The organism is Rhodococcus jostii NBRC 16295, assembly GCF_001894825.1.
In the GTDB taxonomy this organism is placed as follows: domain Bacteria; phylum Actinomycetota; class Actinomycetes; order Mycobacteriales; family Mycobacteriaceae; genus Rhodococcus_F; species Rhodococcus_F jostii.
The window spans coordinates 65570-77995 of the sequence record NZ_BCWY01000018.1 but is presented as its reverse complement, the minus strand read 5'-3'; the positions used below and the strand labels follow the sequence as shown (position 1 = coordinate 77995).

Below are 12426 nucleotides of genomic sequence, written 5' to 3'. Positions count from 1 at the left end.
CCGTTCCTTATTATCCGTTCTCGAGCGCTCAGTGCGCTCCCACGGGTGTGCGTTCGCCGATATCGACCATGCTCACCGTCGCGGTGTGAATCAGCCGCTCCAGCGCTGCCTCCACGTCTTCCTTCCACCCGTGGTCCCGATTCAGCTCGAGCCGGAGTCGCGGGAACCGGTGATGAGGAGCGACGATTTCGAAGCCGTTGTCCTCGAGGAAGTCGGCCGGGATCATGCACTCCTCGGGGGAGCACTCCCGGGCCGCGGTGGCCGAGGCAACACCGTGCGTGTCGATCGGTCCGGTTCCCTCGGTGTTGCGGATCCCGAACGCTTCGAGTGCCCGGACACCCCGCCGCACCAGATCGGCAACCACAGCTTGGATCAACGTGGTTCCCAAATTCTGTTCCTCGCCGGCAGGTTCCAGCCGGAGGCTGGTGAGGAGGACGGCGTCGGCACCGACCGGAGCGGTCGGGAGAAGTTGCGCGCGCGGCACCGTGCGAGGGGGAGCGTAGAGGGCGCTGCCGACAGGCTTCCCGTCCATGACGGCGACCTGTCCGCACGACCCCCATTCGAGCATGACCATCGACAGCCATGCTTCCTTCTCGAACTCCTGGTCGCAGAAGCCGCGCGAGCTGTGGATGGCCGCCGGATCCATTTCCCAGAAGACACAGCGACGAGCGTGGGCGGAGAGTTTATCCAAGCCGTCGAGAGTGAGCGATGTGACGTGAGTCGACACTGGCTAGCTCAGCCTCCAAATGTCACTACCGCAGATCATGCGACATCCTCTGGTATTCAATAGTTTTCGCCCCCGATAGTTCTGCTGCAGTCGGTCCGCCGACGACCACCGTCACAGTGACGGATCATCTGCGGGTACTTCTACCTCTGTCAGGCGCTCACGAATCGGCCTTCTGTGCCTCCATCATTCCAACGATCCTCTGAAGATCGTCCACCGATCCGAACTCGACCACAATCTTTCCTTTGCGCTTACCGAGGCTGACGGTGACCCGTGTGTCGAACGAATCCGAGAGCCGCTCGGCAACGTCCTGCAGACCCGGCATCTGGATCGGCTTGCGACGCTGGGCTGGCTGCACCTGATCGTCGCTGCGGTTGGCGAGCGTCACCGCTTCCTCCGTCGCGCGGACGGACATCCCCTCGGCGACGATCCGCGCCGCCATCACCTCTTGCGCGTCGGCTCCTGCCTCGAGCGACAGTAGAGCGCGAGCTGCTGGTCGCGGTACTGAATCGCGGAGACACCCGGCTTCAGGTCCGTCTTGGACCTGATCTTGGCGAACTTGACCTCACCGGCGCTGATCGGAATCGACAGCGACCCACCCAGGCCGAGCGAGTCGAGACCGAGATCGGCACTCAGACCACCATCGAGGCCGGTGATGTCGGCCTGGCAACCCACGATGTAACCGGTGGTCAGCGTCGCGCCTTCCTCCGGGATCTCGCCGCCGAGCTCGGCGAACACGTCACCCGACACCCATGCAACGCGGCCCGCGCCATTGGCGGCCAGCGACGGAGAAACCAGAGCGCTCTCGGCGTTGCGGGCGATCTTGGCCGTGACGCTTCCGGCGTTGACGACCTTTTCGCCACCCGGCAACGGCACGAAGGTGTCGGCGTTGGCCGCACCGGTGGACATCAGGCCGAGGACTACAGCCGCAGCGGCGCCGAGGCCGGCAACGCGGGCTCCCCGGCGCAGCACTGATTTACGGATTGTGCTCATTCATTCCCTCATTCGTGATTGCGACAGCGAGCCGACAGCACGTCATCGCACGGGGTCGGTGGCGATCTCGTGCGATGACGGAACATGTTGTCGAACAGGTGAATTTGTGGGGTCGGCAGGTGGGCTGCCGGCGGACCGAGCGGGCTATCGCCGCAGTACCGCCTGGGCTGCCGAACGCCCGGTCCTGACTGCGCCCTCCATGTAGCCGGAGACCCAGTAATCCGACCCGGCGACGAAGAACGGCGGTTCGTGCGCCGCATGTAGCGGGCCGATGGCGGACAGATCACCGGGAGCGTAATGCGCCATGTATCCCAATGAGTATGGCTTGATCGACCATTCCTCGGTGAACAGTGCCGTCGGGTGGGCGGCAGCCTCTCCGTACATCCGTGACAATGCCGTGCGGGCGTCCACGTCACGCGCAGCCTGATCTCCGGCGAGGTGAAACGCCAACTGCGCCGGCGGCACGAGCGCGGACAACACACCCGGCCCTTGCACCCAGGTGGATCCGAGAAGTCCATCACCGTAGGCGGATCCGCTCTGACCCTGACTGCGCCAGAATGAAGTCTCGTACGCGGCGACCACTTTCGCGGTGAGCGAGTTGCGAATCCGGTGAAGGGATTCGAGGCGCCGGGATGACAGACCGCTGATGGCGACCCGCCTGAGAGGAGCAACGGGAATCGCGCACACCACGTTCGCGGCGGCGACCGTGCGACCGCCGCGGAGTTCCACGGTGACCCGGTGGGGCTCGACGTGGAGAGCGGTGACGGCGCTCGACAGTTCGATTCGGTCTCCGAGCTCGGCAGCCATCCGATGCGCGACCGTTGCGCTACCCTCCGCAACCGTCGACCGAGTCCACTGGTCGATGTCGTAATACCTCTCGAGGGCGGTCGGGCCGACAGAAGCCATCTTGCGCAGTTCGGCCAGGAGCGAAGTCCGTGCCGTGCCATCCGCCGCCAGCCCCGCCTTGGCCAGCTCGAACATGCGACTCACCGCGGGTCGAGCCGCAACCTCGTCGAGCCACGTGGCGAAGGACAGGGAGTCCAGCACGTTCGCGTCGGGATGTGCCCACGGGTTGTCGGGCTGAACTTGCTTCGCGAGAGCGACCATCATCTGAGTCACACGCTCGTAGTCCGCAACATCTTCTTCGGTCATCCAGGTTGCCAGGTCGCCACGGATGACGGTTCCGTCGATATCCCACACCGTCTGCCCGGGTTCGGAGATGTAGCTGTCACGCAGCGACAATCCGAGTTCGTTCACCAGGCCGATGTACGACGTGTGGGAGTTCCCGATCAACTCGCCGCCGAGCTGAACGATCCGACCATCGTCGAGTCGGGTCTGTTTGACCCGGCCCCCGACGCGATCCCGGGCCTCGAGGACCCGGACATCGGCACCTCCATGCATGAGATCCCGCGCGGCTGAGAGGCCGGCGAGCCCGGCCCCGAGGACTACCACGTCCAGCATTGTTTCTCCGCTTCGTGATGTTCGAACCACAGTGTGGCTCATGGTGTGTGAGGCCTGGGCGCGACTGCGAGGCCAGAAGTGCGGGAGACGCGGCACGAATGCCGGCGGCGCTGCCCACCTGCAGATTTCGGCGACCGGCGCCGAATCACCGCCCTGTCGGGTCGGTGCGGAACAGCGCAGGTCGGGGATGAGTGCTGTCAGCCGGATATCATTCGCGGCTCGCCACCGGAGCGAGAAGTTTCGAAGAATGAAATCAGCTTCCGCATGACGAGAACTGTATCTACCGGGGGATATGGTCGTCAAGACCCGGATTCCTGTCAGGCAGGCACCGGTTTCCCGGCCTGGTGGACAGGGCCGCGGCCGTATGTGACGCCGTGGACGTTGTGTCCCGCTCGGCGGGGATGCCGTCCCAGCCCGGCCGGGGTGCTAGTAGCTTTGCGTGCATGTCCACTTCAGACGTGCGCGCGCAATCGGAAGCCTCGCCGAGCTCGGTCAAGACCCTCGCTCGCGGTCTGGAGATTCTGCAGCTCTTCTCGGAGGATGATCCGGAGTTGAGTCAGAGCGACATCGCGTCACGGTGTGGCCTGCCGATGCCGACCGTCCACCGATTAGTGGGGACGCTGGTTGGTCACGGGTTCCTCGAGCCGGTCGCGGGCGGAAGAAATCTGCGATTGGGCAGCACGCTGCTGCAGCTCGCGGGACCGTTGATCGCTCGCAGCGATCCGACCGTGGTTATTCGTCCGAAGCTGCACGAGTTGTCGAATCAGTCGGGTGAAACCACGAACTTGGCCATGTTGCTCGGACCGTGGGTGGTCTACCTGGATGGGGTGACCGGATCGCGCATGCTCACGCCGCAGGCGACGATCGGTGCGCGGATCTCCGCGCACAACACCGCGCTGGGGAAGGCGTTGCTCGCCCAGTTGGACGACGCGGAGGTCAAGGAGCGGATCGGTGAAGGTCCGTATCATCGGACGACGAAGCGAACCGCAGCCGATTGGCCCGAGCTGAAGAAGCGGCTGGACGAGGTTCGCAAGACCGGGATCTCGATCTCGGACGAAGAGTACGAAATCGGCCTGACCTCTATCGCGATCGCATTGCCGCCTCAGTCGGACGGGACCTTGCGCGGGATCAACATCTCGTTGCCGCTCAGTCGCGCGACCGAGGAATTCCGGGTTACGGCGATTGCCATGTTGCGCGACGTGGCGGCAGCGGTCTCGGCGCGCTAACCGCTTCGACCCCGAGTCGTTCCAGGCCGCAACTGACTGTTGACGGCCAGTTCTTGCCGTCCGTACTGTTCTCGCTATGCGAAAGTCAATTTCTCTCCCTGAAAGTAATGGCGCAACGGGGAGGGTGGAGTCGACCTTCTTGGTGACCCGTGAGGTGCGGCGCGAAGCCGACGGCATCTCTTCGTTTCGCTTCGAACGCGCTGATGGCGGCACCGTGGAGGCCTGGGAACCCGGCGCCCATCTGGACTTCACCCTCCCGTCAGGTCTCACTCGCCAGTACTCGTTGTGCGGCGATCCCTCGGATGACCGCAGTTACCTGGTCGCAGTGCTCGACCAGCCCGAGGGGCGTGGCGGGTCCCGCGAGTTTCACTCGGCGATCGCCCCCGGGGCGACGATCGAGGTCCGCGGACCGAGGAATCATTTCCCCCTCGTCGACGCCGAGTCGTATCTGTTCATCGCCGGCGGCATAGGCATCACGCCGATCCTCCCCATGGCCCGTGCCGTGGCGGCAGCGGGGAAGCGCTGGCGAGTTGTGTACGGCGGCAGGACGACCGAGTCGATGGCCTTCCTCGAGGAACTTCGACAGCTGCAGGGTGACACGGACTTCGTGCCGGAATCCTCGTGCGGCCGGATCGATTTGGCGGGGGCGCTCGCTGCCGCTCCGGTTGGTACGCAGGTCTACTGCTGTGGTCCGGAACCGTTGCTGCGGGCAGTCCAGGAGTGCTGCGCGAACCATGCGAATGTGGGCGCCGTGCATTTCGAGCGCTTCGGAAGTGCTCGTCTTCCCGGTGACTCGACGCCCCGAGCCGACGATGCCGGCGCCACGTCCGGACTGGCGCGGTTCGAGGTCGAGCTGGCCTCGACCGGGACGACGGTCGTGGTGGAGGAGGGGGACTCGATTCTCGATCGGGTGCTCGAGGTCGTCCCCGGCTGGCCGTGGGCCTGTCGCGAAGGGTATTGCGGCAGTTGTGAAGCCCGTGTGGTCGAAGGCGAGCCGGAGCATCAGGACGACGTGCTCACGGACGAGGAACGAGCTTCCAACGCGGTCATGATGATCTGCGTCGGGCGTTCGTGCTCGCCGCGCCTGGTTCTCGACATCTGACCTTCGCATGGGCGCCCAATTTTCATTGACACTCGCCAATCCGCAGAGCTATTCTCATTGAGCAAAAGTTACTTCCATACAGTGAAACCAAATGGAGTTGAGGCAAGCCTATGACTACGGCAGGCTTTGAGATCGCAAACCCCGCTCTCACGCTCGAGGACACGGCTGCAACGGCAGCCCGCTTGGCGCAGGAGTTTGCAGTCAGCGGCTGCGGAGTGCCGAGCAATCAGGGTTCACCTTCCGACGCCGACTCCCGCGAGGCATATGCCGCATACGGGAAGGCCGGGCTCATCGGGATGCACTGGCCGCAGCGTTATGGCGGACGCGGGCTGGACGCACTGTTCACATTCGCCGTCGAGGAACAGCTCGGATACAACTGGCTGCCACTCTCGAGCTACCTCCTGTCGGTGAAAACGATTGGGAATGCCCTACTTCAGTTCGCCAGCGAGGAAATGTGCCAGATCTTCCTCCCGCAGATCGCCTCCGGCGACATGATCTTCTGCCAAGGGTTCTCCGAGCCCGAAGCGGGCACCGACCTCGCGTCACTTCGCACCACGGCGCGCCGCGACGGTGACCGGGTCATCGTGAACGGCCGCAAGATCTGGACATCGAGCGCCGAACACGCCGACTGGGTGTACCTCGCAGTCCGCACCGGTTCCACCGACGCACGTCACCGTGGACTTTCCGTCTTCCTCGTGGACATCACCACGCCGGGCATCGTCGTGGACGTACACAAGACGCTGGGAGGCGGAACTCTCGGCGAACTGACGTTGACGGACGTGTCCATCCCGGCCGATCAGATCGTCGGCGAGGAAAATGCGGGTTGGGAAATTCTCATGGGCACACTCGATTTCGAGCGGGTAACCAGTGAGAAAGTCGGCATTGTCCTGCGTCTTCTCGACGACATGGAGCCCCTGGTCACGTCGCCGAAGGATCGCGAGATTCTCGCAGGGCTCCGCGGCGACGCGCAGATCGCGCGCCTGCACGGACGCCGCGCCACGGAGCGGCTCGACGCACGACAGGACGCGAGCGCCGAATCCTCGATGGCCAAACTGTCGATCGCCTTGCTGCTGCAGGAACTGGCAGACGCGGCGGTCGAGGTGCTCGGACCCCGTGCACTGATCGAAAGCGGCCCGGGCGCAGTGCTCGACGGCAAACTCGCGGCACTTGCCCGCGCAGCAGCGGCGACCACCATCGCGGGCGGTGTTTCGGACATTCAACGCAAGAACATCTCCAGGCGAAGGGTAGGCGCAGCGTCATGACCGTACCGACCGCCAAGCCGCTCGCCGGTCTGCGTGTGCTCGACTACGCGCAGTACGTCGCGGGCCCGTTCGCGGCGATGATGCTGGCCGATCTCGGCGCGGAAGTCATCAAGGTGGAACCCCCGAACGGTGACGCCTGGCGGCACTACGAGCCGTTGACGCCGGATGGCGGACGATGGTTCATCTCGCTGAATCGCAACAAGAAGTCGGTGGTCGCAGACCTGAAAACGGAACGGGGACAGGACTTCAGTCGTGCGTTGATCCGTACCGCGGATGTCGTGATCCACAACATGCCCCCGGAACGGGCCTTGCGGTTCGGTTTGGACCGCGACACCGTCAAATCCGTCAACCCCGACGCGGTGTGGTGCTGCGTGTCGGCATTCGGCACCGACGGGCCCGAGTCGCAGACCCTCGGTTACGACTTGATCGCGCAGGCGGCGTCCGGGCTCCTGCTCGCCGACGCGCGCAGCGGTGATCCCGTACCACGTCGATCCGGTGGGATCGCCATGGCCGATCTGACGGCCGGCCTGCTCACCTTCGCGGCGGCGCTTGCCGGTCTCACCGACCGCTTCCGGCGACACGACGAGACCGGTGTGTCCAAAGGTTTCGAGGTGTCGCTGCTCGGAGCGTCGTTGGCCGTGCAGGTACAGCGGTTCGTGTCGGTCGGAGGCAGCGAGTTCGACGACGCGCCCGCTGTCTGCGACGAGACGAGACTCGAGCAACTGGCCGAAACGGTGACGGAGTCGGACGAACTGGAGCCGTACTACCGTTGCTACGGCGCCTCGGACGGATTCATTGCGCTGGCCTGTCTCAATCTGGCGCAGCGCCGGAAAGTCCAGGCGCTACTCGGTATCGACGACCCATGGGCGGTCAACCCGCAGGCCGAGCCCGCCGACCAGACGGAACGGGAGATGCGGAGTTCACTGAAACGCCGATTCGCCGAGGTGATCAAGACGGATACCGTCTCGCATTGGATCGCGGCATTCGAGGAACTCGGCGTTCCCGCCGGGCCCGTTCGCGAGATCACGCAAGCGCATTCTCTACCGCAGGTGCGCGCCAACGGACTCGTGCAGACGATCGAACAACCCGAGATTGGTCCCGTCAGCGTATTGGGATCGATCTTCAAGATCGACGGACAGGCCCGACCCGACGCCGGCTCTGCACCGCGTCTGGGCGAACACACTCAGCAGCTGGCCGAACTCGTCAGCGCAACACATACTTCGGAAGGGATCGCGACAGCGCGATGACTGAAAACGTAACGATGACGAAAGACGATGTTCGAGAGTTCGCGTCCTCGGTGAAGAGTATCTGCAGTTCTTTCCCGACGACGGGATACTGGGCGCCGGATCGTCCCTCGGACGATCGCGACGCTGCGGTGCGCGAGAACCTCTCGCGCGCAGGCTGGTTCGATCTGGCCTCGGAACCGCAGGGAAGCGTGTTCCTCGGCGCCGGCGCAGTCGAACTCGGCCGGGCACTGGTCTCCGTCGACTGCATCGATGCCCTTCTCGGCCACGGCGTGGCCGTGGCATCGTGGGAGAACGGCGACGTCACCCTGGCGAGGTACTCACAGCCGGGCGACACCGTGTGGCTCTGTGGTCGCGGCGCGGCGCAGCTCGTCGAGGTGGTGGAAGCCACTCCGGTCAACTACATCGACGCACAGGGCGTCTCGATCGTGTCGACCACTCCGATCGCACAGGAGGCCGTCCCGTCCGCGAGTGTGGACGCCTGGTACGCCGCGATGACGGGCTACACCGCTGGTCTGGCTGCGGGCGCGCTCGAGCTGGCACTGAACCATGCGGAGAACCGCATCGCCTTCGGAAAGCCACTGTCCGCCCTGGATTCGGTGGCGAAGAAGCTCGCGGATGCGGCGACCGCGACCGAGGGGCTCCAGATGGCGGCAGAGGACCTGCCGAGTGAGTTCGTCGTGCGGCGTGCGGTCGGCACGGCTGCGGGCGTCGCCAAGGACTGCCACCAGATCCTCGGCGCACTGGGATTCACCCTCGAATTCCCCCTGCAGCGATACTCGCGGCGAATCAAGGCGCTGCGTTCCTGGACACCCCAGACCGTGGTGGCGCTGGAAGCGGCACGCGAGGGTGTCCGATGACCCGGCACGATCCGCGCACCATCGTCATCACCGGCGGAGCAAGTGGTATCGGATTCGGCATCGCTCGGCGGATGGTCGACGACGGTCACCACGTCGTCCTGGTCTCTCGTGACATCGACAAACTCCGCAGCGCTGCCGAGCGGCTCGAGGACGGGCCCGGCACCTGTGCCGTCCACGCAGTCGACGTGAGGGATCACGACGGCGTCGCCGCCCTGTTCGAGTCGCTTCCCGGTGTGGACGCGTTGGTCAACAACGCGGCAGGCAACTTCACCGCGCCGACCGTGGATCTGTCGTTCGGTGGTTTCCGGGCGGTCGTCGAGATCTCCCTCTACGGCACGTTCAATGCTTCGCAAGCCTTCGCGCGGCGTCTGATCCGGGAGTCGCGGCCGGGGGTGATTCTCAACATCGTCGCGAGTTATGCGTGGACCGGAGCACCGCTGGTGGCCCACTCCGCTGCCGCGAAGGCCGGGATGATCGCTTTCACGAAGTCCGTGGCACGCGAGTGGGGGCCGGACAACATCCGCGTCAACGCACTCGCCCCCGGTTTCGTCCCGACCGACAACGCGGTGGCCGGCATTCTCTCGACACCCGGAGCGAAGGAGCGAATGCTGGAACTGATCCCGATGGGCCGGTTCGGCACGCCGGAGGACATCGGCGACGTCGCGGCATTCCTGCTGGGTGACGAATCGCGATACGTCACCGGGGCGGTTTTCGCCGCCGACGGTGGCCGATCGGTCGGAGTCTCGATGCACGACGGCGGGGACAGATCCGCCGAAACAGAACGAGCGGTAGCCACCGCGGGAAGGGGTTGAGTCATGACCGATACGGTTGCAACGGAGAGCTTCTCCGTGAGTACGGACGAGACGGCGCGAGTTGCAGGACACCTGGAGGAAGGGAAGACACTTCCCCTCGAGTGGTACACCTCTCCCGAGGTCGCCGAGGCGGAGAAGAAGGCGATCTTCGCTTCCAGCTGGCACTACGTCGGCCGCGCCGCAGATGTCGAAGAGACCGGGATGTTCATCACCGCCGACATCGGCGACGTCCCCATCGTGATCGTTCGCGACCGGGATGGATCGCTGAATGCCTTCCACAACGTGTGCCGACACCGCGCGGCCAAGGTTGTACTCGACGAGAAGGGGCAGCGCCGAACACTGCAGTGCCACTACCACGCCTGGACGTACGGTCTGGACGGAAGTCTCAAGGGCGCACCGCGTTCGGCGTCCGAGGAGTGCTTTCCGCAACAGCAGTTGGGACTGCGCAAGGCGTCCGCCCAGACGTGGGGACCCTTCCTGTTCGCGCATCTCGACGACTCCCCGGCTGATCTCTTCGACCAACTGGGTGAGGTGCCGGACCTGATCGCGGCTGCCGGGATCGACGTGGACGAGCTGAACTTTCACTTCCGGTCGGAGTACGACATCGCCTGCAACTGGAAGGTCGCGATGGAGAACTACCTGGAGTGCTATCACTGCCCGACCGCGCACCCCGGATTCAGCGACGTGCTGGACACCCAGATGGATGCCTATCAGCTCGAACTGGAGCACACCTTCGCGTGGCAGAACGGACCGCTGCGTCCGCTGCCCGGCAACGCGGTCCCTCGCTCCGAGGGGTACACGGGACGAGATGGAGCGGTTCCGGAAGGTCGATACTTCGCCATCTTCCCCAACCTGAAGATCAACATCAATCCGGGGTTGCCGAACCTGTCGATCGGCCCGATGGTGCCGACCGGTCCCGACGAATGCCACGGGATCCTCGACTACTTCTTCAGCGCGGACGTCTCTCAGCAGTGGATCGATAACATGCTGGTCTTCGACGATCAGGTCGGCGTCGAGGATCGTGTACTGGTGGAGTCGGTACAGCACGGCATCCGTTCGGGGTCGCTGACCGAAGGGCGGATCATGCTTCAGTCCGAGGCGCTCATCGGCGGGTTCCAGAAGTGGGTGCTCGAGAGGTACTCGGAAGGGACCCGAGGCGCGTGACCTTCGAACTCGCGCCCGGTTCGGCTGCGGTTCGGTACGACTGCCTATCCATCGGCGGACAATGGCGTCCGCCGGTGGACTCGGCGGTCGCCGAGGTGGTGAACCCGGCAACCGCCCGGGTCTGCGGCGAGGTCGCCATCGGCGGCGCAGGTGATGTCGACCTCGCCGTCGACGCCGCCCGAACCGCGGGGCTCCGATGGTCGCGCACATCACCCCAGGTCAGAGCCCAGCTACTTGAGGCTGTTGCGGAGCGCATTCGACTGCGACGCAACGAATTCGCAGAGTTGATCAGCCTGGAGATGGGCGCGCCGGCAGACAACGCGCGCGACACGCAGACCGATCTCGCGATCGCGGTCTTCGAGTCCTACGCGAAACTCGTGAACGAATTCGAGTGGGAGGAGGTGCTGGGGAACTCGCTGATCGTCCACGAGCCGATCGGGGTCGTGGCGGCGATCACCCCCTGGAACTACCCGCTCTACCTCGCGTCGGTCAAGATCGCCGCGGCCCTCGCGAGCGGGTGCACGGTGGTCTTCAAACCGAGCATCGACGCACCGCTCGACGGGTACCTGCTGGTCTCCACGATCGAGGAAGTCGCACGCGAATGCGGTGCACCTGCCGGTCTGGTCAATCTCGTCCCAGGTCACGGGTCCGTGGTGGGCGCGGCGCTCGTCGCGCATCCGGACGTGGCCGCCGTCTCGCTCACCGGGTCCACGAACGCCGGTCGGCAGGTGTCGATCGCCGCCGCGCACTCGATCAAACGAGTCGGGCTCGAACTCGGCGGCAAGTCCGCGGCGATCATCGTCGACGATGTCACTGACCTTGCCGGGGTGCTGTCCGGTGCCCTGACCGATGTGTTCTTCAACTCGGGTCAGACGTGCACGTCGTGTGCCCGCATTCTCGTCCCTGCCTGCCGGTACGACGAAGCCGTGGAGTTGTCGGCCGATATCGCGTCCCGTTGGACGATCGGCGATCCACGACTCGGGGGCGATCACATCGGGCCCGTCGCGACGCGTGCGCAATACGAATCCGTGATCGGCCATCTCGACGCCGGCCTCTCCGAGGGCGCACGTCTCGTGGTCGGCGGAGCATGCCCGCCGGACAGGATTCCTGCCGGGATGGAGAACGGATTCTGGATTCTTCCGTCGGTCTTCTCCGACGTCGATCCGGAAATGACAATTGCGACCGAAGAGATTTTCGGGCCGGTCGCCCTCCTGATTTCCTATGAAGACGACGACGATGCCGTGCGGATCGCCAACAGTTCGATATACGGGTTGAGCGGTGCGGTGTGGTCCGATGACAACGATCGCGCACTGGCACTCGCGCGCCGTCTCGAGACGGGTCGCGTAGTCGTCAACGGTGGACCGTTCAACGTGCTTGCGCCGACCGGCGGGTACAAGCAATCGGGTAACGGTCGAGAACTCGGAATTCACGGTCTCCGTGAGTTTCTCGAGGTCAAAAACATTCAGCGCTGACTCCGGATTTCCGACGAAAATCTCGGTGTCGATTCCGTGTGAAGCCTTGTGGCGCCGGTCACTTCAGCGCTACTATGAATAACGAAAGCGGCTTTCACAGATTGAA

Annotated in this window: 11 protein-coding genes and 2 pseudogenes; 9 read left to right on the top strand and 4 right to left on the bottom strand. The window is 64.6% G+C overall.

Going from position 1 to position 12426, the window contains the following annotated elements; translation table 11 throughout:
* Window positions 1-28: 28 nt before the first annotated feature.
* The 4 genes and pseudogenes from RJ1_RS14480 to RJ1_RS14465 form a co-directional block, all read right to left on the bottom strand.
* A complete protein-coding gene (locus RJ1_RS14480; protein ID WP_073360916.1) occupies window positions 29-727 on the bottom strand; it encodes a GNAT family N-acetyltransferase in 699 nt (232 codons plus the stop codon).
* Between the two features lie 157 nt (window positions 728-884).
* Window positions 885-1214 (bottom strand): annotated as a pseudogene (locus RJ1_RS14475) (DUF1016 N-terminal domain-containing protein); the annotation flags it as partial.
* Window positions 1166-1717 (bottom strand): MspA family porin, encoded by a 552-nt coding sequence (locus tag RJ1_RS14470; RefSeq protein ID WP_240319867.1) that lies wholly within the window; start codon window positions 1715-1717, stop codon window positions 1166-1168. The pseudogene RJ1_RS14475 and the gene RJ1_RS14470, both read right to left, overlap by 49 nt.
* 144 nt (window positions 1718-1861) lie before the next feature.
* Entirely contained in the window at window positions 1862-3178 is a 1317-nt protein-coding gene (locus RJ1_RS14465) for a flavin monoamine oxidase family protein (protein WP_073360915.1), read from the bottom strand.
* A 401-nt stretch (window positions 3179-3579) separates the two neighbouring features.
* On the opposite strand from RJ1_RS14465, the pseudogene RJ1_RS48820 reads away from it, so the two are divergent.
* From RJ1_RS48820 to RJ1_RS14425, 9 genes and pseudogenes are all read left to right on the top strand, one after another.
* Window positions 3580-3813, top strand: a pseudogene (locus RJ1_RS48820) (helix-turn-helix domain-containing protein); the annotation flags it as partial.
* A gap of 36 nt (window positions 3814-3849) precedes the next feature.
* Entirely contained in the window at window positions 3850-4404 is a 555-nt protein-coding gene (locus tag RJ1_RS14460; RefSeq protein WP_162850351.1) for an IclR family transcriptional regulator, read from the top strand.
* 142 nt (window positions 4405-4546) lie between these two features.
* Complete coding sequence (locus RJ1_RS14455) at window positions 4547-5506, top strand: PDR/VanB family oxidoreductase (protein ID WP_073360964.1); 960 nt, start codon at window positions 4547-4549, stop codon at window positions 5504-5506.
* 110 nt (window positions 5507-5616) lie between these two features.
* The gene (locus RJ1_RS14450) at window positions 5617-6768 is read left to right on the top strand and encodes an acyl-CoA dehydrogenase family protein (protein WP_073360914.1); all 1152 of its coding nucleotides are present in this window, start codon (window positions 5617-5619) and stop codon (window positions 6766-6768) included.
* Window positions 6765-8015 carry a CaiB/BaiF CoA transferase family protein gene (locus RJ1_RS14445; RefSeq protein ID WP_073360912.1) on the top strand — a complete coding sequence of 417 codons (1251 nt, stop codon included), beginning with the start codon at window positions 6765-6767 and terminating at the stop codon, window positions 8013-8015. The genes RJ1_RS14450 and RJ1_RS14445 overlap by 4 nt, the downstream gene beginning before the upstream one ends.
* On the top strand, window positions 8012-8872 hold the full coding sequence (locus RJ1_RS14440; protein WP_083400597.1) for an acyl-CoA dehydrogenase family protein: 861 nt from the start codon (window positions 8012-8014) through the stop codon (window positions 8870-8872). Before RJ1_RS14445 ends, RJ1_RS14440 begins: the two co-directional genes overlap by 4 nt.
* The gene (locus RJ1_RS14435; protein WP_073360910.1) at window positions 8869-9684 is read left to right on the top strand and encodes an SDR family oxidoreductase; all 816 of its coding nucleotides are present in this window, start codon (window positions 8869-8871) and stop codon (window positions 9682-9684) included. The genes RJ1_RS14440 and RJ1_RS14435 overlap by 4 nt, the downstream gene beginning before the upstream one ends.
* Before the next feature lie 3 nt (window positions 9685-9687).
* Window positions 9688-10848: an aromatic ring-hydroxylating oxygenase subunit alpha gene (locus RJ1_RS14430; protein WP_083400598.1), complete on the top strand. Its 1161-nt coding sequence runs from the start codon at window positions 9688-9690 to the stop codon at window positions 10846-10848.
* Window positions 10845-12320, top strand: a complete 1476-nt coding sequence (locus RJ1_RS14425; RefSeq protein ID WP_073360908.1) for an aldehyde dehydrogenase family protein — start codon at window positions 10845-10847, stop codon at window positions 12318-12320. The genes RJ1_RS14430 and RJ1_RS14425 overlap by 4 nt, the downstream gene beginning before the upstream one ends.
* Window positions 12321-12426: the final 106 nt, after the last annotated feature.

What these genes read in the sequence shown, in the direction of transcription:
- RJ1_RS14470 (WP_240319867.1), bottom strand. Translation starts at nt 1,717, where the DNA reads ATGAGCACAATCCGTAAATCAGTGCTGCGCCGGGGAGCCCGCGTTGCC.
- RJ1_RS14465 (WP_073360915.1), bottom strand. Translation starts at nt 3,178, where the DNA reads ATGCTGGACGTGGTAGTCCTCGGGGCCGGGCTCGCCGGCCTCTCAGCC.
- RJ1_RS14450 (WP_073360914.1), top strand. Translation starts at nt 5,617, where the DNA reads ATGACTACGGCAGGCTTTGAGATCGCAAACCCCGCTCTCACGCTCGAG.
- RJ1_RS14445 (WP_073360912.1), top strand. Translation starts at nt 6,765, where the DNA reads ATGACCGTACCGACCGCCAAGCCGCTCGCCGGTCTGCGTGTGCTCGAC.
- RJ1_RS14440 (WP_083400597.1), top strand. Translation starts at nt 8,012, where the DNA reads ATGACTGAAAACGTAACGATGACGAAAGACGATGTTCGAGAGTTCGCG.
- RJ1_RS14435 (WP_073360910.1), top strand. Translation starts at nt 8,869, where the DNA reads ATGACCCGGCACGATCCGCGCACCATCGTCATCACCGGCGGAGCAAGT.
- RJ1_RS14430 (WP_083400598.1), top strand. Translation starts at nt 9,688, where the DNA reads ATGACCGATACGGTTGCAACGGAGAGCTTCTCCGTGAGTACGGACGAG.